Genomic DNA, 24,840 nt, shown 5'->3' with positions numbered 1-24,840 from the left:
CAGCCCGATGGCGCGCATCGATCTCGTCGATCTTGCTCACTCCTATCTGGTCGGTGACGACCTGCCGCCGCAGGCCTATGCGCTGAAGCCGGTGTCGATGACCTGGCGGCAGGGCGGCGCCTATGCGCTGCTCGGCCCGTCCGGCTGCGGCAAGACCACGCTGCTCAACATCATCTCGGGCATCGTCACGCCGTCGCGCGGCAAGATCCTGTTCGACGGCCGGGACGTCACCGAGCTCTCCACCCGCGACCGCAACATCGCGCAGGTGTTCCAGTTTCCGGTGATCTACGACACCATGACGGTGCGGGAGAATCTGGCGTTTCCGCTGAAGAACCGCGGCGTGCCGAAGGCGGACATCGCCAAGCGCGTCGCCGAGATCGCCGATCTTCTGGACCTGACGCCGAACCTCAACCGCAAGGCGACGCGGCTGACCGCCGATGCCAAGCAGAAGATCTCGCTCGGCCGGGGGCTCGTCCGCAACGACGTCGCCGCGATCCTGTTCGACGAGCCGCTGACGGTGATCGATCCGCATCTGAAGTGGGAGCTGCGTAGCAAGCTCAAAGCGCTGCACCGTGCGCTGGATCTGACGATGATCTACGTCACCCACGACCAGACCGAGGCGCTGACCTTCGCCGACACCGTGGTGGTGATGCACGACGGCCGCGTGGTGCAGAGCGGCACGCCGGAAGAACTGTTCGAACGCCCCGCCCACACCTTCGTCGGCTATTTCATCGGCTCGCCCGGCATGAACGTCGTGCCGGCCGAGGTGAAGGGCCGCGAGGCGCTGGTCGCCGGTCATCGCGTGCCGCTGGCGCGCAGCTACGACAAACTGCCCGCCGGCAAGATCGAGATCGGCGTCCGTCCCGAGTTCGTCCACGTCGCTGCGAGCGCCCCTGGCCTGGTGACCGGCCGCATCGAACGGATCGACGATCTCGGCCGCATCCGCTTCGCCTCGGTGCGGGTTGGCGACGTCAAATTCGCCGCGCGCGTGCCGGACGGCTTCTCGCCGAGCGGCGACGAGGTCGCCTTGCGGTTCGAGCCGTCGCGCATCCACGTCTATGCCGACAGCGAAATCGTCGAAGGCAGCTCACTGGAGCAGGTCGCCTGATGGACAAGGTCGTCAACCAGAAAGCCTGGTTCCTGGTGCTGCCGGTGTTCGCCATCGTGGCGTTCTCGGCGATCCTTCCGTTGATGACGGTGGTGAACTACTCGGTGCAGGACACTTTCGGCAACAACCAGTTCTTCTGGAACGGGGTCGGCTGGTTCAAGGAGCTGCTCGATCCGTCGTCCGATCTCGGCGGCCGGTTCTTCGCCTCGCTGTGGCGCAATCTGGCGTTCTCGGCGATCATCCTGGCGATCGAGGTGCCGCTCGGCATCGTGGTGGCGCTGGCGATGCCGCGCCATGGCTGGTCGGTGGCGTTCTGCCTGGTGATCATGGCGCTGCCGCTGTTGATCCCGTGGAACGTGGTCGGCACCATCTGGCAGATCTTCGGCCGCCCCGACATCGGCCTGATGGGCTACACGCTCAATCATCTCGGCTTCAATTACAACTACGTCTCCAACGAGTTCGATGCCTGGGCCACGGTGGTGGTGATGGACGTCTGGCACTGGACCAGTCTGGTGGCGCTGCTCTGCTACGCCGGTCTGAAGTCGATTCCGGATGCGTATTATCAGGCGGCGCAGATCGACGGCGCCTCGCGCTGGGCGGTGTTCAAGGCGATCCAGCTGCCGAAGATGCATCGGGTGCTGCTGATCGCCGTGCTGCTGCGGTTCATGGACAGCTTCATGATCTACACCGAGCCGTTCGTCGTTACCGGCGGCGGGCCGGGCAACTCGACCACCTTCATCTCGATCGAGCTGGTCAAGATCGCGCTCGGCCAGTTCGACCTCGGCAAGGCCGCGGCGCTGTCGATCGTCTACAACCTGATCATCATCATCGTGTGCTGGGTGTTCTATACCGTGATGACCAATGCCGGCGCCGAGCGACGGCCGGCCGAAGGGAGCGTGTGATGCATTCGATCCCCGGCCGCCGCATCGTCATGGCGCTGTATCTGCTGTTCCTGATGTTGCCGATCTACTGGCTCGTCAATATGAGCTTCAAGACCAACGGCGAAATCGTCTCGACCATGACGCTGTGGCCGCACCAGCCGACGCTGGAGAACTACCGCACGATCTTCACCGATCCGAGCTGGTATTCGGGCTACATCAACTCGCTGCAATACGTCGTCATCAACACTGTGCTGTCGATCTCGTTCGCGCTGCCGGCTGCGTATGCGTTCTCGCGCTATCGCTTCCTGGGCGACAAGCACCTGTTCTTCTGGCTGCTGTCGAACCGGATGGCGCCGGCCGCGGTCTATGCGCTGCCGTTCTTCAATCTGTATTCGGCGCTGAACCTGTTCGATACGCCGTGGGCGGTGGCGCTGGCGCATTGTCTGTTCAACGTGCCGCTGGCGGTGTGGATCCTCGAAGGCTTCGTGTCCGGCGTGCCGAAGGAGATCGACGAGACCGCGTTCCTCGACGGCTACTCGTTCCCGCGGTTCTTCGTGAAGATCCTGATGCCGCTGATCGCCAGCGGCATCGGCGTCGCGGCGTTCTTCTGCTTCATGTTCTCCTGGGTCGAACTGCTGCTGGCCCGGACGCTGACGTCGGTCAACGCCAAGCCGATCTCGGCGGTGATGACCCGCACCGTGTCGGCCGCCGGCATGGACTGGGGGCTGCTCGCCGCCGCCGGCGTCCTCACCATCATCCCCGGCGCACTGGTGATCTGGTTCGTTCGCAACTACATCGCGCGCGGCTTCGCGCTCGGCCGGGTCTAGGAGGCGATGATGGACTCCTTCGCCTGGATGGCGTGGACCTGGCCGACCGCGATCTTCTTCATCGCGCTCGCCGGCACGCTCGCGACCATGACCTGGCTGGCAGTGGTCGATCCCGAGGTCGAACGCGTCGGAATCCTGCGGATCCCGACCACGCGCGGCGACCGGCTGTTCATTTCGCTGATCCTGGCCGCGGTGATCCATCTGGTCTGGATCGCGCTGGTCGGGAGTGATCCGATCGCGACGCTGCCGATCGGAGAGGGAGTCGAAGTGTCGAGCCTCTGGCTCGCCACGGGGCTGTCGCTGGTTTCTGCCGCTGCGATTTTCCGCACCGTCTGACCCCGGCGAACGAGGACCAGATCCGGGATCAACCCGGGCCTGAATAGTGTGGTGCAACGGAGGAAACCAACAATGATCGGACGAAATCCCCACCCGAGCAGAAGGCGCCTGATGGCGATGGCGAGCGTCGCCGCGCTCGTCGCGGCGTCGGTGACGCTGGCGGCGCCGGCGCGCGCCGCCGACGACGCGGTGCTGAAGAAGTGGATCGACGAGGAATTCCAGCCCTCGACGCTGTCCAAGGAGGATCAGCTCAAGGAGCTGCAGTGGTTCGCCAAGGCGGCCGAGCCGTTCAAGGGCATGGAGATCAACGTCGTCTCCGAAACCCTGACGACGCACGAATACGAATCCAAGACACTCGCCAAGGCGTTCAGCGAGATCACCGGCATCAAGCTGAAGCACGATTTGATCCAGGAAGGCGACGTCGTCGAGAAGCTGCAGACCCAGATGCAGTCCGGCAAGAACGTCTATGACGGCTGGATCAACGACTCGGACCTGATCGGCACCCACTTCCGCTACAACCAGACGGTCGCGCTGTCCGACTACATGACCGGCGAGGGCAAGGACGTCACCGATCCGATGCTCGATGTCGGCGACTTCATCGGCACGTCGTTCACCACGGCGCCCGACAAGAAGATGTACCAGTTGCCGGATCAGCAGTTCGCCAACCTGTACTGGTTCCGCTACGACTGGTTCACCAATCCGGACTACAAGGCCAAGTTCAAGGCGAAGTACGGCTACGACCTCGGCGTTCCGGTGAACTGGTCGGCCTATGAGGACATCGCCGAGTTCTTCACCAACGACATCAAGGAAATCAACGGCGTCAAAGTCTATGGCCACATGGACTACGGCAAGAAGGACCCGTCGCTCGGCTGGCGCTTCACCGACGCCTGGCTGTCGATGGCCGGCAACGGCGACAAGGGCCTGCCGAACGGTCTGCCGGTCGACGAATGGGGCATCCGCATGGAAGGCTGCCGTCCGGTCGGCTCGTCGATCGAGCGCGGCGGTGACACCAACGGTCCGGCCGCGGTGTATTCGATCGTCAAGTATCTCGACTGGATGAAGAAGTATGCGCCGCCGCAGGCGCAGGGCATGACCTTCTCGGAGTCTGGCCCGGTGCCGGCGCAGGGCAACGTCGCCCAGCAGATCTTCTGGTACACCGCCTTCACCGCCGACATGGTGAAGCCGGGCCTGCCGGTGATGAATGCCGACGGCACGCCGAAGTGGCGCATGGCGCCGTCGCCGCATGGCGCCTACTGGAAGGAAGGCATGAAGCTCGGCTATCAGGACGTGGGCTCGGCCACGCTTCTGAAGTCGACCCCGGCAGACCGCCGCAAGGCCGCCTGGCTGTATCTGCAGTTCATCACCTCCAAGACTGTCAGCTTGAAGAAGAGCCATGTCGGTCTCACCTTCATCCGTGAGAGCGACATCTGGGACAAGTCGTTCACCGAACGTGCGCCGAAGCTCGGCGGCCTGATCGAGTTCTATCGCTCGCCGGCCCGCGTGCAGTGGTCGCCGACCGGCAACAACATCCCGGACTATCCGAAGCTGGCGCAGCTGTGGTGGCAGAACATCGGCGACGCGTCGTCCGGTGCGAAAACTCCGCAGCAGGCGATGGACTCGCTGGCCGCGGCGCAGGACTCGGTGCTCGAACGCCTCGAGAAGTCGAAGGTGCAGGGCGAATGCGGTCCGAAGCTGAACAAGAAGGAGACCGCCGAGTACTGGTACGAGAAATCGGCCAAGGACGGCAACATCGCGCCGCAGCGCAAGCTGGCGAACGAGAAGCCGAAGGGTGAAACGATCGACTACGACACCCTGATCAAGTCCTGGCCGGCGACCCCGCCGAAGCGCGCGGAAGCCAAGTAAGCAATCGCGAAGCCTCATGGTGAGGAGGCGCGCAGCGCCGTCTCGAACCATGAGGCGACACGCAAGGTGTTCGCCGCATCATCCTTCGAGACGCCCGGCCGCGCCGGGCTCTTCAGGATGAGGTCTCTGCAAAATCGAAAGGCCGGGAGCAATCCCGGCCTTTTTTGTTTTGCATTGTCTTTCCACGTCATTCCGGGGCGCTCGCGGAGCGAGCGAACCCGGAATCTCGACATTGTGGAAACGTCGGAAGGTGCAGAACATCTCGGGATTCCGGGTTCACGCGCATTGCGCGTGCCCCGGAATGACCGTGCGTGGGGCTGGGCGCTTACTGCGCCGCCTGCGCCGACTCCAGCGTGGGATAGTCGGTGTAGCCCTTGGCGCCGCCGCCGTAGAAGGTCGACTTGTCGGGCTCGTTGAGCGGAGCGTTGCGCTTGAGGCGCTCGACCAGGTCGGGGTTGGAGATGAACGGCTTGCCGAAGGCGATCAGGTCGGCGGCGTTCGCATCGAGCTGCTTGTCGGCGAGCGCGCGGTCATAGGCGTTGTTGGCGATGTAGGTGCCGCTGAAGCGCTTGCGCAAGGATGCGTAGTCGAACGTTGCGTTGTCGCGCGGGCCGCCGGTGGCGCCCTCGATGACGTGGATGTAGACCAGCTTGAGCTTGTCGAGTTCGTCGACGATGTAGTCGAACAGCGCCTGCGGGTTGGAGTCCGAGACGTCGTTGGCCGGCGTCACCGGCGAAATCCGGATGCCGGTGCGCTCGGGGCCGATCTCCTTGGCCACCGCGGCGGCGACTTCGAGCATCAGGCGGGCGCGGTTCTGGATCGAGCCGCCGTACTCGTCGGTGCGCTTGTTGGAGCTGTCGCGGGCGAACTGGTCGAGCAGATAGCCGTTGGCGCCATGGATCTCGACGCCGTCGAAGCCGGCCTTGACGGCATTCGCCGCTGCTTTCCGGAAGTCCTCGATGATGCCGGGAATTTCAGACAGCTCCAGCGCCCGCGGCTCGGAGACGTCGGCGAACTTGCCGCCCACGAAGGTCTTGGTATTGGCACGGATCGCGGACGGTGCGACCGGCGCGCCGTGGTTCGGCTGCAGGTCGACATGCGAGATGCGGCCGACGTGCCAGAGCTGGATGAAGATCTTGCCGCCGCGCTTGTGCACCTCGTTGGTGACCGTCTTCCAGCCCGCGACCTGCGCGTCCGAATAGATGCCGGGCGTGTCCTGATAGCCCTGGCCCTGCTGCGACACCTGGCTGGCCTCGGTGATCAGCAGCCCGGCGCTGGCGCGCTGGCCGTAATATTCGGCGGCGAGCGGGCTGGGAACCAGTCCATCCGGCACGGCCCGGTTGCGGGTCAGCGGCGCCATCACGATGCGGTTGGCGAGCGGGATCGCACCGAGCGTGTAGGGCTCGAACAGCTTGGAATTCGACATGAGGCGGTCCTGGACAGTTGCGGATGCCAGGAACTTGGGGCGCGGAACCGGAAACACAATGGCCGGACCGAAAAATAGATGCGTCCGCATGAAATTGAAAAACGCGGCGCCGAAATCCGTGATGATACGGAAGAATTCTGCCCGCAAATGCCGTTACGGGAGGACGAACTTTGCGGGCCTTTGTTCGGCGGCGTCGGATCGCCGCCGAACCGGTGGTTACGGGTGCGTGGCGCTCAGGCGGCCACGACCGGGCGGCGCTGGCGGCGGAAGAACCAGAACACCACCGGGCCGACGAACAGCGTCCCGAACGCCGGCAGCGCAGCGACCCGCAGCATCGCGGTGGCGTCGAGCACTTCGCCGCCGATTCCGACCTTGCCGAGAACGAAGGCGGCGATCAGCGTGATGAACGGCCCGACCACCATCGAGGCAGCGCCGGCTGCCTGGCAGTACAATTTGCCTTCCGGCGCAGAGGCGGCCAGCACGCGCGCCACCACGGCGGTGGCGACGAAGGCGATTGCGGTGAGGACCAAGAGCAACATCATTCCAACTTCCTGTTTGGTTGGACGATCTTCGCCATAAGCAGGCGCGGGGAGCGCCCGAATAGGGAGGATGTCCTATGTCTTTAAAGGCGCGGACTATGGGAAGGCGCCTATTCAGCGGCAACAGGATACTTTGTCACGCTGCACACGATGTTGATCGAGCGCAGAAACTGCTTCTCAGTTGAGCCGAAGACGGGCGAGCACGGAGAGGTATCTGGCTGTGTTGAGTGGCATCCAAATACCGAAATTCTTCAATCAGCCGATGAGTAGTCCGGCATTGATCAACCGCCGGTGAGCGAGACGTCTCCTCGCGGGATACCTGCCGAGCCCGTTAGACTTTCGGGTGACGCCCATCATTCCAGCAGCGGGTTGTTGCGCCGCATCGGCTGAAGTTGAAGCGCGCGGGACGGACGTTCGCTATTGCGCCGGCGCGGCCGGCCGGGCGCGTCTGACACGCCGCCGCTCGCTGGTCGCCTCGCTGGAAGGCTCGGCGGCGGTCGACGGGGCCGCCGCGCTGCCGCCCATCCGGGCGAGCAGTTCGGCGGTCGGCCAGGAATCCGCCGGCAGGCCGTATTTGAGCTGCATCGCCTTCACGGCGCTCCGGGTCTGCTGACCGAGCACGCCGTCGACCTTGCCGACGTCGAAACCGGCGCGCACCAGAAGCTGCTGCAACTGCTTCATCTCGTTGAACGACAGCTGCGCGACCGCGGCGCGCGGCTTCTGCATCGGCCCGGCTCCGGCGATCCGGGTGGCGAGATAGGCCGCGGTGGTCGAATAGATCAGCGAGTTGTTCCACTCGGTGTAGGCGGCGAAGTTCGCGTAAGCCAGGAACGCCGGGCCGTGCCGCCCCATAGGCAGCAGCAGCGACGCGGGCAGCGCGTCGTTCGAGAGCGGCCGTCCGTCCGCCGCGGTCACACCCCACTGCGCCCATTGCGAGCGCGGATGCTTCACGGTGAGATCCGCCTGATCCCACGGCAGGTTCTCCGGCACGCGCACCTCCTGCAACCACGGCTCGCCGCGCCGCCACTTCAGCCCGGTGGCGATGTAGTTGGCGGTCGAGCCGATCACGTCGGGCGCGCTGTGCAGCAGGTCGCGGTGGCCGTCGCCGTCGTAGTCGACCGCGTAGTCGAAATAATGCCGCGGCAGGAATTGGGTCTGGCCGAGTTCGCCGGCCCAGGAGCCGATCATCTCGCCCGGCGTCAGGTCGCCGCGATCGATGATCTTCAGCGCCGCGATGGTCTCGTCCTGGAACATTTCGGAGCGGCGGCAGTCATAGGCCAGCGACACCAGCGAGCGCAGCGTCGGCAGATTGCCCTGCACCGCACCGAAATCGCTCTCCAGCGCCCAGAATGCGGCGATCACCGCCGGCGGCACGCCGTATTCCTTTTCGGCCCGCGCGAACGCGTTCGCGTATTGCCTGATCAATTGCTGGCCTTTGACGCGCCGTCCTTCGGAGGCCATCCGTCCGGCGAACACGGTGAAGATCTGTCCGAACACCCGCTGCCCGCGGTCGCGATTGACGATGCCCTGGTCGTACACGAGATACGGCGACGCCTCGGCGATCGCCTGCTGTGACACGCCGGCCGCAACGGCTTTCTGTTTCAGGCCCGCGAGGAACTGCGGAAAGCTCTGCCCGCCGTGGCACGAGGCGCCGCGCTGGGCGAGGGCGGGGGAGGCGCCGAGAGAGGCGGCCGCCGCGAGAGCTACGACCGCGGCCGTCGCGCCAACGGATGTCCGCAAATGTCTCGCCGTCGCCTTGAGCCGTCGCATTTCCGTCTCCCCAAACGTCATCGCCGGGCTTCGACCCGGCGATCCATCAAATCAGAGGAGGAGTCTTGGCGGGATGGGGTGCCGGGTCAAGCCCGGCAAGGACGCACCGAAGAGGTCACGCGGCGGTCACTGGTCGAACAGGTCGGAGTGGGTGCCGGTTCGGGCCAGGAGCACGCTGTGTGCGTCGGTCTGATAGATCAGCAGCCAATCCGGCTCGACGTGACATTCCAGAAAGCCCCGCCACCTTCCTTTGAGGGCGTGAGGCCGATTGGAGGCGGGCAGAGGTATGTCCCGTCGCAGAAGCTCGATCACCGCCGCCAACTTCGACAGGTCGTAACCACGCTTCTTGATCCGCTTGTAGTCGCGTTTGAACGAGCCAGTATGGTCCAGCTCCTTCATGACACCCCGTTCAGCGGGTTGTCTTGTCCAGGTGGGCGAAGAACTCTTCGGTCGTGCCGCTGAACCGCGTGACCCGCCCGCGTTCGGCGTCACGTAGGGCGCGTATGGTCTCCTTGTTCGGAATCTTCACCGGAAACGGCATGCCCTTATGGGCGACGACCTGTTTGAGAAACATCGTCACCGCGTCGGTGGTCGACAGCCCGATCTTGTCGAGCACGGCCTCGGCGCTTTTCTTCAGCTTCGGCTCGACACGCGCGTTGATGTAGCCGCTCTTGACCGGCTTACGGGCAGCCGTCTTGCCCGCTGTCTTCGCGTCCCGCTTCGCGGGTGAACGGGGTGTCTTGGTCTGCGTCTTCGCCGCCATACTTCACTGTAACACGTTTGCGTTACGCTGGCCAGCTTCACAATTCCCGTGCGTTGCTAAGTGCAAAGCTGCTGGCCCGCCGCGTGTTCACCCGCTACACCGGTCGCGATTGACGATACTTTGATCGTATACGAGGTGCGGTGAAGCTTCGGCGCTCGCTCGCTCCGACACCCTTGCCGAAGCCTTCAGTGTGGCGATGAACTAATCGAAGCTCAGATAGCTATGAACCGAGCGCCACGCTGAGCGGGGCGGTGGAGGAGCGATAAAGACCGTCTGGTGAATTGAGGTTTTCATGAAAGCCTTTTCTCGATCGGTGAATTTCTCTTTACTCAAAGATCGGAGTTCATTTGAAGTCTCGCAAGGCTCTAATATTTCAACCATTGAATTTGACCGAGAATCGAGATGATCGGAACTTCCCGGATTACAGGACTGAAGGGCAAACCGCTCAAATCCGAGCTCCACCATTGGTGGCCTAGGAAATTATCCGCCTTCTGGAACGATAAGGATGGCAAAGTCACTCGGTTATCGTGGGAGGGAAAGAGTCTTAGGGCGCCCTCGGCGCAGTTTGGAGCAATTACCAATGCGCATCATATAAAACTTCAGGGACCCTGGGCGGGAACCATTGAGCCATTATTTGGTGATGCAGATACTCACCTTCCCCAAATCGTTCGAAGGCTCGCGTTATTGCCATGTGTTGCCGCGAATCTTTCTTGTCCGATCGAAGATAGGCTGCTGCCAGTGGGGATCGATCGAGTGGAAAGAGAGCGGTTAGGTGAAGGGTTGGCTTCGCTTCTAATAAGATGTCCAAGCCATCGTCACTTGATTCATGGCGTGACTGAAAACATCTGGGGTAGGTTTGGAGGTGACGAGCGAAAGCCGGACAATACGCTTACTGCCCTCAATATGCATCAGCAGTATAGGCAGATGGTCGATTCTCTAAAATTCGGAGGGAAGGTTGTCTTGTTGATGGCGGCAGACGGGACCGAGTTTATCTTTGGAGAGGGATACCTAAATACGCTTCGCGGGTCCACCGTAGAGTTGCAATACAGATGTCTTGTGCCGCTCACTCCTAATATGGCCGTTCTCGCATTTGCTCCTAGCCGCTATTTTATTCAACCGCCTTTATGTACCATTAGGCTATCTCAAATGGAGGTCGAATTAATCAACGTAGTGACGCAGGTCTATTCTCGTGACTACATATTCTATCGGGAACGGGAGCCGCAGCTAACCGAACATTTTCGGGTAAGAGAATTTCGTCGTTTGCAGTTCGAGAATTTCCCCTGGTTGGACGAGTTGATGCAGTCAGTTTCCCGTTTCAGTCCTAGATGACAGTGGGGGTGCCTCGTTGGCCTAGCCGGGTAGGTCTGGTTCGTTTTACAGCTCCCGCGCATTGCTGAATGCAAAGCTGCTGGCCCTTCTCGTGTTCTCGTCGAGGATCAGCGTCCGGGTGATCGGCGGCTCCGCTCTCTGCGAACAATGCTCGCGTTCGCACAGGCGGCAGTTGACGCCGATCGGGGTGCCTTCGGCTTTCTCCAGGTCCATGCCGGCGGCGTAGATCAGTTTGGCGGCGTGGCGGATTTCGCAGCCCAGGCCGATCGCGAAGCGCGGCTGCGGTTGCGGGTGTGGGGCGATCGGGCGGCGGACCATTTGGGCGATCGAGAAGTAGCGGCTGCCGTCGGGCAGTTCGATCACCTGCTTGAGCAAGCGGTCCGGCGTATCGAAGGTGGAGTGCACGTTCCACAGCGGGCAGGTGCCGCCGAATTTCGAGAACGGGAAGGTGCCGGACGAGAACCGCTTGGAGACGTTGCCGGCGTTGTCGACCCGCAGCAGGAAGAACGGCACGCCGCGCGCGTTCGGCCGCTGCAGCGTGGTGAGCCGGTGGCAGACCTGTTCGAAGCCGGCGTTGAAGCGCTGCGCCAGCACGTTGACGTCGTAGGAAAGCTGTTCGGCGGCGGCGTGGAATACCGCGTAGGGCATCATCACGGCGGCAGCGAAGTAATTGCCGAGCGTGATGCGGTACAGCCGCCGCGCCTGGTCCTCGAGTCCGCCGGCGCGATGCACGATCGCATCGATCACCCCGCCGTGTTCGGTCAGGCCGGTTTGGAACGCGACCTGGAAGGCCCGGCCGGGGCCGTCGATCAGTTCGGAAATCAGCAATTGCCGGCGGTGGCGGTCGAACCTGCGCAGCGTCTCGCGCATCACGTCGACCGGCATGATCCGGGTGGTGATCGAATGCCGCTCGCGCAGCCGGTCGGTCAGTGCGCCGAACATCTCCTGCGAGCCGATATTCAGCTCGTCGCGCACCGCTTCGGCGGCCTGCTCGAGTTCGGGGAAGTAGTTGCGGTTGGCTTCGATCAGGTCGCGGATGCGCTCGATCGGGTTGGCCTCGTAGCGGATCTGTTCGCGGTCGGCCATCTGGGCCGCCACCATGGTCTCGCCGCGGCGCGCCTCGGTATAGGCGGCGTACAGCCGCTGCAGCGAATGGGTGACGCCGGGGCACAGCTCGGCGAGGTCGCGCAGCTCCTGCTTCGGCAGGTCGATCTGCCGGAACAGCGGATCGGAGAAGATCTCGTTGAGCTCGGCGAAGAACCGGTCCTCGTCGGCGGTCGCGAGGTCGCGCAAGTCGAGATCGTAGGTCTCGGCCAGCCGGAGCAGGATCTGGGCGGTCACCGGGCGCTGGTTGCGCTCGATCAGGTTGACGTAGCTCGGAGAAATGCCCAAACCTTCGGCGATCTGGGTCTGTGACAACCCGAGTTGCTGCCGGATTCGGCGGAACCGGGGGCCAACGAACAGTTTCTTGCCGGAATCGGCCGCCATTTCAGGGTCCTTTCAGATTCCGCCCCAGCAATCCGAATTTTACAAAATTTACAAAGTGACAATTGTTACAGGTACTGATGTTACATGACATCACCATTCGTTCGCAAGGCCACTGTACCTCTTCTGTGATCTCGCGTTTATCTCCCGGCACGCTTCGTAGCGCGATTGTCACGAATGTCGCGCTGCGAATTATTCGTACCGAAGGGATCATGTCATGAACTTCCAGCCACGCGGCATCAGCGCCATCCACGCTCCGACCTCCTACAAGAGCGAGATCGAAGCGGCCGAAGCTCTCCTCAAGGACAAGCCGACCTGGAATGGCGTCACCGCCGAGGCCGTGGCTCGGATGCGTCTGCAGAACCGCTTCAAGACCGGTCTGGACATCGCCCGTTACACCGCGGCCCAGATGCGCGCCGACATGGCGGCGTATGACGCCGACCCGACCAAGTACACCCAGTCGCTGGGTTGCTGGCACGGCTTCATCGCGCAGCAGAAGCTGATCTCGATCAAGAAGCACGGCGGTGGCCGCACCGACCGTCGTTACATCTACCTGTCGGGCTGGATGATCGCGGCGCTGCGCTCGGAGTTCGGCCCGCTGCCCGACCAGTCGATGCACGAGAAGACCTCGGTGCCGGCGCTGATCGAAGAGATCTACACCTTCCTGCGCCAGGCGGATTCGCGCGAGCTGAACGACCTGTTCCGCCAGCTCGACAAGGCCCGCGAGGCCGGCGACAAGGCCAAGGAAACCGCGATCATCGACCAGATCGACAATTTCCAGACCCACGTCGTGCCGATCATCGCCGACATCGACGCCGGCTTCGGTAACGCTGAGGCGACCTATCTGCTCGCCAAGAAGATGATCGAAGCGGGCGCCTGCGCGCTGCAGATCGAGAACCAGGTCTCGGACGAGAAGCAGTGCGGCCACCAGGACGGCAAGGTCACCGTGCCGCACGACGTGTTCATCGCCAAGGTCCGCGCGATCCGTCACGCGTTCCTCGAGATGGGCGTGGAAGACGGCATCATCGTCACCCGCACCGACTCGCTCGGCGCCGGCCTGACCCAGCAGATCGCGGTCAGCCACCAGCCGGGTGACATCGGCGACCAGTACAACAGCTTCCTGGATTGCGAAGAAGTCGATGCCAGCAAGATCGGCAACGGCGACGTGATCATCAGCCGCAACGGCAAGCTGCTGCGCCCGAAGCGTCTGCCGAGCAACCTGTACCAGTTCCGTCCGGGCACCGGCGCGGACCGCTGCGTGCTGGACTGCATCACCTCGCTGCAGAACGGTGCCGACCTGCTGTGGATCGAAACCGAGAAGCCGCATATCGAGCAGATCGCCTCGATGGTCGACCGGATCCGCGAAGTGGTGCCGAACGCCAAGCTGGCCTACAACAACTCGCCGTCGTTCAACTGGACGCTCAACTTCCGCTGGCAGGTCTATGACGCCTGGAAGGAAGAGGGCAAGGACGTCAGCAAGTACAACCGCGCCGAGCTGATGAAGGCCGAATACGACGAAACCCCGCTGGCGATCGAAGCCGACGCCCGCATCCGCACCTTCCAGGCGGATTCGGCCAAGCGCGCCGGCATCTTCCACCACCTGATCACGCTGCCGACCTACCACACGGCTGCGCTGTCGACCGACAACCTGGCCCGCGAATATTTCGGCGACCAGGGCATGCTGGGTTATGTTAAGAACGTGCAGCGCCAGGAAATCCGTCAGGGCATCGCCTGCGTGAAGCACCAGAACATGGCCGGCTCGGATATCGGCGACGACCACAAGGAATACTTCGCCGGCGACGCGGCCCTGAAGGCCGGCGGCGAACACAACACGATGAACCAGTTCAGCTAAACGGAAAGAAGCAGGAGAAGGACCATGACAGCGGGCAGCAACTTCTGGGTGATCGGTGGCGAGTTCGGCTCGATGAACTTCCACAAGCTCGTCGAAGGGTCGGCCCAGGTGAAGGGTCCCTTCAAGACGCGCAAGGAGGCCGAAGAGGCCTGGAAGGTCCTTTCCGAAGAGAATCGCCATCGCGCAGGCGTGCGGTTCTCGATCGTGGAAGAGCCGAACCGGGCCGTCACCCCGGCCTGATGCGCTCCTGAGCCGTGGCGGCGCACGCGCCGCCCGGCGAGCTGACGAGATAGAAGACGTCCAAGGACTTTGGCGGTTCTGTCGGGGCAACCCGGCAGGGCCGCCATCGTCGTTTCGGGGCCCTTCAAGCCGGCTGCGGGAGCGCCCTGCAGAGCGCCGTGGATGAGCCAACTGGTTGATCCGCAACCGGCTTTCGCGGCCGAAGGGTTACTGATAGGTTAATCGGCGGCGGGCTCAGGCAGGCGCGAGGCTGAAGTCGAGAATGGCGGACGCTCAGAATTCCGTAAGCACGGCGGCGAGGCCGATGCGGCTGAAGGATGCGTTGCGGCAGGCCCGAATCGAGGCCGCCGACCGCACCGGCGTGGTGGTCGATCTGCGCGATGCCGAACTGGCCCGCCTCGAAATTCTGAGCGAGGCGCTCGATCCGCTGTTTTCCGAGATCCCGCCCGGCGTCGAGCTGTTCGACCGCGGCATCAGCCAGGGCGACACGCCGCGGCTGTGGATCGACGTCGTCGCCCATGTGGTGATGGGCCGCGACAAGCGGATCTACCGCTTCGTCCAGGACACCGCCTATGGCCGGATCGTGCTGGCCGAATCCCACGAGGCCGGGAAGATCGTCGATGCGGTGACCGGCTATGTGGCCCGCCGGCTGGTCGAGCGCGAGCGGGCGCTGTCGCTGCCGCCGGCCCAGGTCGCGCCGCCGCCCCCGGCACCGCCGCGACGCAGCAGGCTGTGGACCTTCGTGCTCGGCTTTGTCGCCGGCGCGCTGGCGCTGTTTGCGCTGGCGCTGTTCGCGGCGCTGCGGATGTCCTGACGCCGCGCGGCGGCATCGGCACCGCATCTCCCGGTCAATACCAACTCCCGCCTCCTTCCGTCATTGCTTCGTCGCTTCGCTCGCCATGACGGGGAGAGCAGGAGTGATGTGGCTACAGCCACTCCGGTGGCCGCAACTCGACGATCTCGTCGCTGTCTTGGAAACCGCGGATGCGGTGTTCGCAGCGCCAGCCGTCATTGCCTTGGCTGATCGCGAACAAATTGTAGGCCGCGGACGGGCGGTGGCTGTCGTTCATCGCCGAAGCCGACGGCACCCCGACCACCGGGATCGCGCCGGACGGCGTCTCGATCCGGATCGTGGCGTGGACGTGGTCGTGGCCGTGCAGCACCAGATCGACCGGGTGGCGCCGCAGCAGCGCGATCAGCTCGGCCGAGTCGGTCAGCCGCTTGTGCCGCGAGCGCGACTGCAGCGGGTGGTGGATCATCAGCACCTTGAACGCGCGCTCGCCGGACAGGCTCTGCAGCAGCGTTTCCAGCGCCGCGCGTTGCGCGGGCCCGAGCCGTCCGGTGGCGCGCAGCGGCGCGGTCGGCACCGCGCTGGATACGCCGATCAGCGCGATTCCCTCGCGTCGGCGCAGATAGGGAAAGCCGGGCTGGCCGTCGTCGCCGCTGATGTAGTCCGGAAAGGTCTCGGCGAAGCGGTGCGCGGTGGAGCGGACATAGGCGTCGTGATTGCCCGGCACCAGGCTGACCCGGTCGGCCGGCCCGACACTCTCCAGCCATTGCCGGGCCGGGGCGAATTCGTTCGCCAGGGCGATGTTCATCAGGTCGCCGGTGACGGCGATGTGGTCGGGCTGCCGCGCCTGCAGATCGGCGATCAGCGCGTCGAGGGTGTCGCGGCGATGGATCAAATGGCGGTTGCGCCGCCAGTTCAGGTAGCCGAACGCGCGTTTGGAAGCGAGATGCCGCAGGCCGGTCTTCGGCGGCAGCGGCAAATGCGGGTCGGAGAGATGCGCCAGGGTGAACACGGTCATCGCACGATCCGGTCGCGAGGGACCTGCCGGCCGGTCGCGAACTCCCGGCTGTGAAAGCGGCTGTGGTTTTGGCAAGTTGGCCGGACCGGCGCAACCCTCGGGCTGCGCCTTGGCGCGAGGGGCGTTGGGCGGTGACTGCTGTTCAGAAACTGCGGCTGACACTCGAGCCGGTCCTGACCCGGATGTTTCATCTGTATTGGCGGTTCGCCCGCGGCATGACGCTGGGCGCGCGCGGTGTGGTGCTCGACGCTCAGAACCGGGTGTTCCTGATCCAGCATTCTTATGTGGTCGGCTGGCATCTGCCGGGCGGCGGCGTCGAAGTCGGCGAGAGCTTCGTCGATGCGCTGGCCCGCGAGCTGATGGAGGAGGGCTGGATCGCGCTGACCGGGGCGCCGGTGCTGCACGGCGTCTTCTTCAACAGCCATGTGTCGCCGCGCGATCATGTCGCGGTCTATGTGGTTCGACAGTACCATCAGGATCGGCCCCCGGAGCCGAACCGCGAGATCGTCGCTTCCGGCTTTTTCGCCGCCGACGCGTTGCCGGCCGAAACCACGCCCGGCACCCGGCAGCGGATCGCCGAGGTGCTGGAGGGGCGGCCGCCGAGTGCCACCTGGCGGTAAATCTCGCCAAAGCGGTTGGCGCCTTGCGGAACTTGACCATCCGGTTCCCGCGTGATGCTGGTGGCGCAACCGCAGCACAACGTGCGCGAGACCATAGAGATGGCCCATTTCGTCGCTATCGGCGGGGCCGAAGCATTTTTGCGCCGGGATCATGAGCGCCGCCGGAGACGGCGGAGCCCAGGGACGATTCGTTTCGATTCCGCGCCTGTCCGTTCAAGAGGAGCGATTTTGACGTCAACTGTCCGCGCGCTGTTTCGAACCCTGATCGTCGTCGCGACGATGCTGGTCGCGAGTTCCGCCTTTGCTCAGATCCCCGCCGCCAATGGCAACGCTACGCCTCCCGCGCAGCCGGCGCCGCCGACCGATCCGCTCGGCCGCGAGACGCCGGCCGGCATGGTTGCAGGCTTCATCGGTGCGGCCGCCGAGCAGAATTACGACAAGGCCGCGCAGTATCTCGACCTGTCGCAGGAGAAGAACGCCTGGGGCCCGAGCGTCGCGCAGCAGCTGCAACGCATCCTCGATCGCGGCGGCGTGGTGTTTTCCCGGCTGCGGCTGAGCGACGATCCGGCCGGCGACCAGGACGATGGTCTGGCGCTCGACCAGGAGAAGTTCGGTCTGGTCCGGACCGATCACGGCACCGTCGATCTGCTCGCGCATCGGGTGGAAAACAAGGACGGGGTCAAGATCTGGCTGGTGTCGCCGCGCACCGTCGCCGAACTGCCGGAGCTGTCGCGGACCGTGGTGTCGAGCTGGGTCGACAAGTTGCTGCCCTACGCGCTGCGCGACGAATATCGCTTCGCCGGTGTGCCGGTCGGGCATTGGCTCGCGGTGGTCGTGCTCGCGCTGCTGTCCTACGCGGTCGTTTGGCTGATCACCGGGGCGCTGTGGTGGCTGGTGTTCCGCTTGCGCGATCGGGGGGACTCCCGCATTCGCCGGGTGCTCGAAGCCTCCGCGATGCCGATCCGGCTGTTCCTGGCGGCCTGGATGCTGCGCGTCGCGATGGTGCTGGCGGGCGTTGCTATCGTCGCCCGGCAGCACATGAACAGCGTCACCGAGGTGCTCGGCTGGATGGCGCTGTCGTGGATCGTTTGGCGGATCGTCGACGCGCTGGCGGCGTTCGCGATCGACCGCATGACGCTGCGCGGCCGGCTGTCGATGCTGTCGGCGGTCAACTTCATCCGTCGCGCCGTCAAATTTGCGCTGATCGCCTTCGCGCTGATCGCGGGCCTGAATACGCTGGGCTACAACGTCACCGCCGGTCTCGCCGCTCTGGGTATCGGCGGTATCGCGATCGCTCTGGGTGCGCAGAAGACGATCGAGCATCTGGTCGGCAGCCTGACGCTGGTCACCGATCAGCCGATGCGGGTCGGGGATTTCTGCAAATTCGGCGAGACCATGGGCACGATCGAAGACATCGGCATGCGCTCGACCCGCATCCGGACGCTCGACCGAACCTTGGTCACGGTGCCGAACGGCCAGCTCGCTGCGGTGCAGATCGAAAACTACAGCCGCCGCGACAAATTCTGGTTTCACCCGATTCTCGACCTGCGATACGAGACCACGCCGGCTCAAATGCGCGTGCTGACGGCTTCGATCCGCCAATTGCTGCTCGACCATCCGAAGGTCGACAACGATCCGGCGCGGGTTCGATTCATCGCACTCGGCGCCACTTCGCTCAGGGTCGAGATTTTCTCCTACGTCCACGTTAAGAACGCGGACGAATTCCTTGAAGTGCAGGAGGAGCTGTTCCTGCGCATCATGGAGCTGGTCGGCGAGGCCGGCAGCGGCTTCGCCTTCCCGTCGCAGACGCTCTATGTCGCCCGCGACAGGGGCGTGGCGGTGCCGAAGTCGGCGGATGCGGTCGACGTCGCGCCGCCGCCCGAGAGCGATCAAGGGTCCTCTTACAGTGCGGCCGCGGCCGCCGCCGCCGATCGGGTCTAGTCGGCGGCGATGGACCTGGTGCGGACGCGGTGCTATTGCGCGTCCGCCATGACCGATCTCGATCTCACCATCCTGCCCGAGTCGCCGAACCACGCGCACGCCATCGAGCGGTTGCACGAGCGCACCTTCGGGCCCGGCCGTTTCGTGCTCAGCGCCTACCGGCTGCGCGAGCACGTCGACCACCTCGCCGAATTGTCGTTCACCGCCTGGATCGGCACCTTGCTGGTCGGCTCCGTCCGGCAGTTGCCGATCATGATCGGCGAGACGCCGGCTTTGTTGCTCGGCCCGCTGACGGTGGAGCCGCCGTTCCGCTCGCGCGGCGTCGGCCGGCTGCTGCTCGACCGTGCGATCTCGGATGCACGGGCTCAAGGCCACAAGCTGATCATGCTGGTCGGCGACGAGCCGTATTATGGCCGGGTCGGCTTCAAGAAGATTCCGAAGGGCCGGGTGACGATGCCGGGGCCGGTCGATGCCGCCCGCCTGCTGGTGCTTGAGCTGGCCGAGGGTGCCTTCGAAGGCGTCGGCGGCGCGATCCGTCCGGATTGGAGCAAGGCGCGCTGACGCGCCTTGCTGTCTCGGCTGCAGCTTCAGAACTTCTGCGCGACACCGACATAGAAGCCGCGGCGCGGCCCGTATTGCGGCGCGAACACGCCGATCCCCGAGCCGTCGCGGATCTCGTAGACGCTGTCGAACAGGTTGACGACGTCGAACCGCACCGTGGTTGGCTTGGTCGCACTCGCCAGATAGAAGTCGTGCGACAGGCCGAGATTGACCTGGGTATAGGCCGGCAGCGTTCCGATATTGGCAAAGCCCGAGCGCAGGCCGCTGCCGTAGATCATCGATGCGCTGAAATTGGTGTCGTGCCAGCGATACGATGCGCCGGCCGACGCCGTCACCAACTGAGCGTGGTCGGTGTAGATGTAGTGGTTCGCGATGTAGGCGAGCTCGTCCGGATCGAACAGATACTGGTTCGATACCACGGTCGTGGCGATCTGCCGGGCCAGCGCGAGATTGCCGTAGATCCGGAAATTGCCGTTGGTGTAGGAGCCCTTGAACTCGACGCCGGCATTCTCGGCGCGGTCGTAGTTGAACGCCGACAGCACATAGGCGGCGCCGAACTGGCCGTCGTCGAGCAGGTCGCGCGCGGTCTTGTAGTAGGTGTCGATGCCGACTTCGAGGCCGGGCAGCAGCTTCTGCGTGATGCCGACATCGAACACGTTCGACCGCTCCGGCAGCACCGGACTGTTGGCGTTGACGGCGGGCTGCAGCGTCGTATTCCCGACCAGCGCCAGATTGGTCGGCGCCGCCAGCACCTGCGCGGGCGGCGTGAAGTTGCGCGAATAGCCGGCGTGGAAGGTGGTGCCCTCGAACGGCTTCCAGGTCAGGCTGATGCGCGGGCTGAGCTGGTTGGCGCTCGTGTATTCGGCCATCTGGTCGAACCGCAGGCCGGAATTCAGCGTCACGGTGTTGGTGACGCGCCATTCGTCCTGCAGATAGGTGCTGAACAGCCAGCCGAGCTTGCTGCTGGAATCGACGATACCGAACGGGGCGTCGACCGGGTTGCCGCCGGCGTCGAGCGGCAGCACGACCGATGAGTTCGTCACCCGGCTCTGTTCGGCCGTCACCTGGAAGCCGCCGCGCAGCGTGTGGGCGTCGCTGAGCCGGTAGGAGCCGTCGGCCTGGATGCCGCTGGCGACGCTGCGTCGATAGACGTCGGAGGCGACGCCGTTGAACACCAGATCGCCGACCGTGTCGGGGGTGAAGTGCAAAGCGCTGTAGCGCGAGAACGCCGAGAGCTGCAGGTCGAGCCCGTTGACCGATTTCTGCAGGGCCAGAACACCGAAGCCGTTGCGCTCGCGCTGATTTTCATTGAGCAGCGCCGAGTCGAAATTCGACACGCCGAATGCGGTGAAGCCGGGCGTCTGGCCTGGATTGTTGGGGATCTGGTAGTTGTTGGCCGAGGCGCCGCCGATGAAGGTCAGCCGCGTCGTGTCGTCGATCACGGTGGAGAGATAAGCGAAGCCTTTGCCCTGCTGCGTGTCGTCGTGGATCGCGCTCGGCGACGAGGTCGGGTTTTCGAGGCCGAGGCTGGAGCCGAAGTAGCGGCCGGAGACGAAATACTGCGTGTTGCCGGCGGTGCCGCCATACTCGACGCTCGGCGTGACGGTCTGCCGGCTGCCGCCATAGACGCTGACGGTGCCGCTGTTGTTGAAGGCGTCGGTGCGCGTCGTGATGTCGACGACGCCGGCGGTGCGCAGTCCGTATTGCGCCGGCAGCGCGCCGGTCAGCAGCGTCAAGCGTCCGACCAGCGAGGTATCCAGCATTTGGCCGAAGCCGCTGACGCCGTCCGGCAGCGCGATGCCGTTGATCCGGTACTGCACATTGGCGTGCTCGTTGCGGACGTGCAGATCGCCGCTGGCGGCGGAATCCTGCGACACGCCGGGGGCCTGCAGCAGCACCTTGTCGAGCGTGGCGTTGGCGCCCTGCGGCAGCGCCAGAATCGCCTCGTGGTTGACGTCGAAGGCGCTGGCGCCGTTCGGCTTGAAGATCGCCTGCCGCGCGGCGTCGAAGCCGGCGTGCTTGGTTGCGACAGCCTGGGCTGCCATTTGCGCGGCGGTCTGGGCGTTCTGTTTCGGTGGTTTCGTCGATGCGCCCCGGCGTGCCCGCGCTGCGGTCCGGGTCTTCGGGCGCCGGGCCGGGTGAGGCGCGCGCTGCGGCTGGATGACGTCGATCTCGGGAAGTGACGTCGTGCCCCGCGCGACCGGCGCGGCGCTCTGCGCGAGGCCGGGCGATCCGAGTGCGAGCAACAGCAGCGACGCTGTGCTCGAAGCCAACAGGCTTCGCTTGATGTGAGACGGCATGGGACTCTCCTCGAAGCCATGCGCGCGCTCATCCGGCGACGCTGATCGTCGCCCGTGGATGTCGGGAGCGCTGGCTTGCCGCCGGTGGCCGGCGGGCTTGGCTGACATCGGTCGAGATCGCCCGGCGAAGAGCGAACTCTGGTTTACGGATCGGCGATGTCAGCCGGCGGGAGGCGCGCGGGGGTTGAAGGCGGTGCGGATGCCGCCCGCGCGGATCAGGGCCAGATCCGGCACGCTGTGCGCGAACGCGACGGCCTGGCGCTGCGGCAACGACGGTGGCGAAGCGCCGAGCATCGCATCGGCCATCGCCATCACGGCGCAGATCGTGCAGGTGTCGGGGTCGTCGGATTGAGGATCGCTGTCGGGCGAGGCCGGATCGGGCGCGGTGAGCGCCTGCACCGCCGACTGGGTGACGATCCGGTGGAAGTGCCCGAATGCCACGACAAAGTGCAGCGCCAGCGCGATCAGCGCCAGCCGCGTTCCGAGACGAATATGCGTCCGCACCCAGTTCATGGTTCATCCGAGCCCGGCGCGCATAGCAGCGGCACCGAGCATAGTCAGCAATCCAAAATAGCGCCGCCGACGAACCGGCGACGCCACTCAGTCTCTCGTTCGTCATTCCGGGGCGCGAGCGAAGCTCGCGAACCCGGAATCTCTCTTTGCTACAACTTCTGGATTCCGGGTTCGCTCACTGCGTGAGCGCCCCGGAATGACGTCGCTAGCTCAGAACTTCACGTTCGCGAACGCGCGGACGCCGATGCCGGGCATCAGCACGTTGTCCTTGCTGTAAGACGTCGCGATCCGGATGTCCTCGTTGAGCAGGTTGTTGCCGATCAGGCCGACCAGCATTTCGCGCGCGCCCCAGACGTTGGGGTCGAGCTTGGTGCGATAGCTGACTTCGGCCTTCAGCAGATTGTAGCCCGGCGTCGTGGTCTCGGCGATCGGGGCGACGTCGTTCTGCGCGAAGGCGTGCAGCAGATTGACCTTCATCAGCCAATTGGCGTCGCGCCAGTACAGGCCGCCGCCGACGCGCATCGGCGGAATCCGCGGCACGTTGGTGCCGTCCGCGAAGGTCGCCCGCACGATGTCGAACTGGTTCTCGATACCGAAGGTGCCGCCATAGATCTGAGCGACGTCGAGCTGGCTCTGGAATTCGCCGCCCTTGAAGGTGGCGTCACGCTGCGAGTAGATCGCCTGGTTCAATTCCAGTCCGGCGCCAGCGCCGCACTCCACCTCCTCGCAGGTATTGCCGGTCAGGCGGCGATAGATGAAGCCGCTGAACTGGGTGTAGTAGGCGGTGATCTCGAACCGGAACGGTCCTTCGGCGCGGCGCAGCCCGACCTCGACCGATTTGGCGGTTTCGATCTTCAGGTTCGGATTGCCGATGTCGAAGGTTGCGGTGGCGTCGTGGCCGCCGCGCGAGAACAGCTCGGCCGGCTTCGGGGCGCGCTCGGTGTACTGCCCGGTGATGCTGGCGGACAGGCCCCACGGCAGCGCCTGGATCAGGCCGAGGCTCAGGCTCTTCGGGGTGAACGACAGATTACGCTGCGTTGCCGGACCGATCGCGTTCGGGTCGGCGTTGAGGTCGAAGATCTCGGGCACGAACGCCGGCGTGGAGCCGGACAGTTCGACGTGCTCGATGCGGCCGGCGACCTGCGCCTTGGTAGTGTTGGTGAACTGCAGCTCGTTGAACACGTAGCCGGCCACTTTGGTGTTCTTGTTCGGATCGAACAGACCGTTCAGCGGGCTGCCCGGGTCGTCAGGGCTCGGTGCGGTGAGTTCCTGATGTCCGGCCTGGACGCCGACCGCGGTGGTGACTGCCGCAAAGCCGGCATTGAACGGTGCCAGTTGGACCTCGAGCCGGCCTTCCTGCTCGCGATTGGTGAAGGTCTGGCGGACGCCGTCAGTGGTCGGATCGCCGGCCGTGGCCTGACCGACCTCGTTGTGCTTGTAGTCGGTAGCGCCGACCCAGAACCGGATCGCGTCGATCGCCGCCGCATCCGGGCGATACTCGCCCTTGGCGCTGAACTTGGTCTGCTTGGCGTCGATCCGGGTGCCGACCTGCGAACCCTCGACGCCGGGAATGCGATAGATCGAATTGTTCTGGGTGATCGAGGCGCCGATGAAGCCGCCGTCGAACAGATACGAGCCGCCGACCGAAGCGCCCGCCGCAGTCGCGGCCGAGTTGGGCTGACGGCCGTTGAACGGCATGCCCGGCGCCGCATAGGGATAGCTCGGCACGTTGTAGTCGCCGGCATTGCGGCCATAGACGTCGGCGTGGACCGCGACGTTGTTGCCGCCGGCATCGAGCAGCACCGCGCCTTCGACGCCGCGATCGACCGAATTGACGGCGCTGCGCACTTCGCCGTTCATGCAGCCGGCGCCGCCGATCAGTGTCGGCGCCTTGGCCGGCAGGCCGTAGCTCTGGAACGGCTGCGCGCAGGGCGGCAGCGCGTCGGGAATCCGGTTGTTGCTGGCGCTGACCACGCCGCCGATCGCGGTCGAGCCGTAGCGCAGCGTTGCCGGGCCGCGGATTACTTCGACCTGGTTGGTGGACAACGGATCGACCGGCACGAAGTGGTCCTCGCCGAGGTCGGAGGCGCCGTTGCTGCCGATGCCGTTCTCGACGATGCTGACGCGGTTGACGTCGAGGCCGCGGATGATCGGCCGGCTGGCGCCGCCGGGCGCGTATTGCGACGCGCTGATGCCGGGCTTGTTGCCGAGCAGGTCGCCGAGCGTGCCGCCGCCGCTGCGGCGGATTTCCTCGTTCGGCACCACCGTGACGGTCGCGAACTGGTCGGTGACGATCGGCAGGGTGCCGGGCAGCGGCGCCGGGGCGGCCTGCGCCACCGGGGGTGTCTCGGCCGGAGCGGGACCACGCTGGCGTGCCGTGGCGGCGACGCGGGGCGCCGGGCGCGGCTTGGCCTCGGTGTGGTGGCGGCGCTGAATCGGGCTCGGCGCGGTGACGGTGACTTCGGGCAGCGCGGTCTGTGCGCGTGCGCCTGGGGCGCCGGCGCTGCACGCGGCGAGGGTCGCGGTGCCGAGCAACAGCCCGGTCTTGAGGCGAGATGACATGGTTCGGTCCTGACTGCCGGCCCGCAGCGGGGCCGGGATCTGCGGCGACGCAGATCGATCACGTTAGTCCACGCGCCGCCGGAATCCGGGCGGGCGCGGCATTCACAAGGGATCGC

23 protein-coding genes are annotated in these 24,840 nt (G+C 64.9%); 12 read left to right on the top strand and 11 right to left on the bottom strand.

Features of this window, described 5'->3' with window-relative positions; genetic code table 11:
- Positions 1 to 7: 7 nt before the first annotated feature.
- The 5 genes from DY468_RS13900 to DY468_RS13880 all read left to right on the top strand — a co-directional run bounded on the left by DY468_RS13900 (position 8) and on the right by DY468_RS13880 (position 5,015).
- Positions 8 to 1,108, top strand: coding sequence for an ABC transporter ATP-binding protein (locus tag DY468_RS13900; protein WP_164605398.1), 1,101 nt, complete (start codon positions 8 to 10; stop codon positions 1,106 to 1,108).
- The gene (locus tag DY468_RS13895; RefSeq protein ID WP_164605397.1) at positions 1,108 to 2,010 is read left to right on the top strand and encodes a carbohydrate ABC transporter permease; all 903 of its coding nucleotides are present in this window, start codon (positions 1,108 to 1,110) and stop codon (positions 2,008 to 2,010) included. Before DY468_RS13900 ends, DY468_RS13895 begins: the two co-directional genes overlap by 1 nt.
- Complete coding sequence (locus tag DY468_RS13890) at positions 2,010 to 2,816, top strand: carbohydrate ABC transporter permease (RefSeq protein WP_011159940.1); 807 nt, start codon at positions 2,010 to 2,012, stop codon at positions 2,814 to 2,816. The genes DY468_RS13895 and DY468_RS13890 overlap by 1 nt, the downstream gene beginning before the upstream one ends.
- A gap of 9 nt (positions 2,817 to 2,825) precedes the next feature.
- Positions 2,826 to 3,152 carry a DUF2160 domain-containing protein gene (locus DY468_RS13885; RefSeq protein ID WP_164605396.1) on the top strand — a complete coding sequence of 109 codons (327 nt, stop codon included), beginning with the start codon at positions 2,826 to 2,828 and terminating at the stop codon, positions 3,150 to 3,152.
- Between the two features lie 117 nt (positions 3,153 to 3,269).
- The gene (locus DY468_RS13880; RefSeq protein ID WP_164605422.1) at positions 3,270 to 5,015 is read left to right on the top strand and encodes an ABC transporter substrate-binding protein; all 1,746 of its coding nucleotides are present in this window, start codon (positions 3,270 to 3,272) and stop codon (positions 5,013 to 5,015) included.
- Positions 5,016 to 5,029: 14 nt separating this feature from the next.
- Here DY468_RS13880 and DY468_RS13875 read toward each other — a convergent pair whose 3' ends face one another.
- From DY468_RS13875 to DY468_RS13850, 6 genes are all read right to left on the bottom strand, one after another.
- Entirely contained in the window at positions 5,030 to 5,206 is a 177-nt protein-coding gene (locus tag DY468_RS13875) for a hypothetical protein (protein WP_164605381.1), read from the bottom strand.
- A 134-nt stretch (positions 5,207 to 5,340) separates the two neighbouring features.
- Entirely contained in the window at positions 5,341 to 6,441 is a 1,101-nt protein-coding gene (locus tag DY468_RS13870) for an alkene reductase (protein WP_164605395.1), read from the bottom strand.
- Between the two features lie 233 nt (positions 6,442 to 6,674).
- Positions 6,675 to 6,983: a reaction-center light-harvesting complex 1 protein PufW gene (gene pufW, locus DY468_RS13865; RefSeq protein WP_164605394.1), complete on the bottom strand. Its 309-nt coding sequence runs from the start codon at positions 6,981 to 6,983 to the stop codon at positions 6,675 to 6,677.
- 414 nt (positions 6,984 to 7,397) lie between these two features.
- Positions 7,398 to 8,750: a lytic murein transglycosylase gene (locus DY468_RS13860; protein WP_164605393.1), complete on the bottom strand. Its 1,353-nt coding sequence runs from the start codon at positions 8,748 to 8,750 to the stop codon at positions 7,398 to 7,400.
- A gap of 126 nt (positions 8,751 to 8,876) precedes the next feature.
- Positions 8,877 to 9,149 (bottom strand): type II toxin-antitoxin system YafQ family toxin, encoded by a 273-nt coding sequence (locus DY468_RS13855; RefSeq protein WP_164605392.1) that lies wholly within the window; start codon positions 9,147 to 9,149, stop codon positions 8,877 to 8,879.
- A 10-nt stretch (positions 9,150 to 9,159) separates the two neighbouring features.
- A complete protein-coding gene (locus DY468_RS13850; protein WP_164605391.1) occupies positions 9,160 to 9,513 on the bottom strand; it encodes a type II toxin-antitoxin system RelB/DinJ family antitoxin in 354 nt (117 codons plus the stop codon).
- A gap of 402 nt (positions 9,514 to 9,915) precedes the next feature.
- On the opposite strand from DY468_RS13850, the gene DY468_RS13845 reads away from it, so the two are divergent.
- Positions 9,916 to 10,842: a DUF4238 domain-containing protein gene (locus DY468_RS13845; RefSeq protein WP_164605390.1), complete on the top strand. Its 927-nt coding sequence runs from the start codon at positions 9,916 to 9,918 to the stop codon at positions 10,840 to 10,842.
- A gap of 45 nt (positions 10,843 to 10,887) precedes the next feature.
- Here the strand turns inward: DY468_RS13845 and DY468_RS13840 are convergent, their stop codons facing one another.
- Entirely contained in the window at positions 10,888 to 12,330 is a 1,443-nt protein-coding gene (locus tag DY468_RS13840) for a helix-turn-helix domain-containing protein (RefSeq protein ID WP_164605389.1), read from the bottom strand.
- A gap of 214 nt (positions 12,331 to 12,544) precedes the next feature.
- Between DY468_RS13840 and DY468_RS13835 the strand changes: the two genes are divergently transcribed.
- The 3 genes from DY468_RS13835 (at position 12,545) to DY468_RS13825 (ending at position 15,233) form a co-directional block, all read left to right on the top strand.
- Positions 12,545 to 14,179, top strand: a complete 1,635-nt coding sequence (locus tag DY468_RS13835) for an isocitrate lyase (RefSeq protein WP_011159928.1) — start codon at positions 12,545 to 12,547, stop codon at positions 14,177 to 14,179.
- A gap of 24 nt (positions 14,180 to 14,203) precedes the next feature.
- Positions 14,204 to 14,419 (top strand): DUF4170 domain-containing protein, encoded by a 216-nt coding sequence (locus DY468_RS13830; protein WP_013504258.1) that lies wholly within the window; start codon positions 14,204 to 14,206, stop codon positions 14,417 to 14,419.
- A 262-nt stretch (positions 14,420 to 14,681) separates the two neighbouring features.
- Positions 14,682 to 15,233 carry a hypothetical protein gene (locus DY468_RS13825; RefSeq protein WP_164605388.1) on the top strand — a complete coding sequence of 184 codons (552 nt, stop codon included), beginning with the start codon at positions 14,682 to 14,684 and terminating at the stop codon, positions 15,231 to 15,233.
- Between the two features lie 112 nt (positions 15,234 to 15,345).
- On the opposite strand, the gene DY468_RS13820 is transcribed toward DY468_RS13825, so the two are convergent.
- Positions 15,346 to 16,227 (bottom strand): metallophosphoesterase family protein, encoded by an 882-nt coding sequence (locus tag DY468_RS13820; protein WP_164605387.1) that lies wholly within the window; start codon positions 16,225 to 16,227, stop codon positions 15,346 to 15,348.
- A 131-nt stretch (positions 16,228 to 16,358) separates the two neighbouring features.
- Here DY468_RS13820 and DY468_RS13815 point away from each other — a divergent pair, with 131 nt between their 5' ends.
- The 3 genes from DY468_RS13815 (at position 16,359) to DY468_RS13805 (ending at position 19,349) form a co-directional block, all read left to right on the top strand.
- Positions 16,359 to 16,847, top strand: coding sequence for an NUDIX domain-containing protein (locus DY468_RS13815; protein ID WP_164605386.1), 489 nt, complete (start codon positions 16,359 to 16,361; stop codon positions 16,845 to 16,847).
- Positions 16,848 to 17,075: 228 nt separating this feature from the next.
- Positions 17,076 to 18,788 (top strand): mechanosensitive ion channel family protein, encoded by a 1,713-nt coding sequence (locus DY468_RS13810; RefSeq protein ID WP_246700976.1) that lies wholly within the window; start codon positions 17,076 to 17,078, stop codon positions 18,786 to 18,788.
- A 48-nt stretch (positions 18,789 to 18,836) separates the two neighbouring features.
- Positions 18,837 to 19,349: a GNAT family N-acetyltransferase gene (locus tag DY468_RS13805; RefSeq protein ID WP_164605385.1), complete on the top strand. Its 513-nt coding sequence runs from the start codon at positions 18,837 to 18,839 to the stop codon at positions 19,347 to 19,349.
- Positions 19,350 to 19,375: 26 nt separating this feature from the next.
- On the opposite strand, the gene DY468_RS13800 is transcribed toward DY468_RS13805, so the two are convergent.
- The 3 genes from DY468_RS13800 to DY468_RS13790 all read right to left on the bottom strand — a co-directional run bounded on the left by DY468_RS13800 (position 19,376) and on the right by DY468_RS13790 (position 24,724).
- Complete coding sequence (locus tag DY468_RS13800; protein WP_164605384.1) at positions 19,376 to 21,649, bottom strand: TonB-dependent receptor; 2,274 nt, start codon at positions 21,647 to 21,649, stop codon at positions 19,376 to 19,378.
- A gap of 159 nt (positions 21,650 to 21,808) precedes the next feature.
- Positions 21,809 to 22,162 (bottom strand): hypothetical protein, encoded by a 354-nt coding sequence (locus DY468_RS13795; RefSeq protein WP_164605383.1) that lies wholly within the window; start codon positions 22,160 to 22,162, stop codon positions 21,809 to 21,811.
- A 210-nt stretch (positions 22,163 to 22,372) separates the two neighbouring features.
- On the bottom strand, positions 22,373 to 24,724 hold the full coding sequence (locus DY468_RS13790) for a TonB-dependent receptor (protein ID WP_164605382.1): 2,352 nt from the start codon (positions 24,722 to 24,724) through the stop codon (positions 22,373 to 22,375).
- Between the last annotated feature and the right edge of the window lie 116 nt (positions 24,725 to 24,840).

Origin of the sequence: Rhodopseudomonas sp. BR0M22, from assembly GCF_010907035.1 — a bacterium.
Classification (GTDB): Bacteria; Pseudomonadota; Alphaproteobacteria; order Rhizobiales; family Xanthobacteraceae; genus Rhodopseudomonas.
The sequence above is the reverse complement of the archived record's forward strand: the minus strand, read 5'-3'. Positions and strand labels throughout refer to the sequence as shown.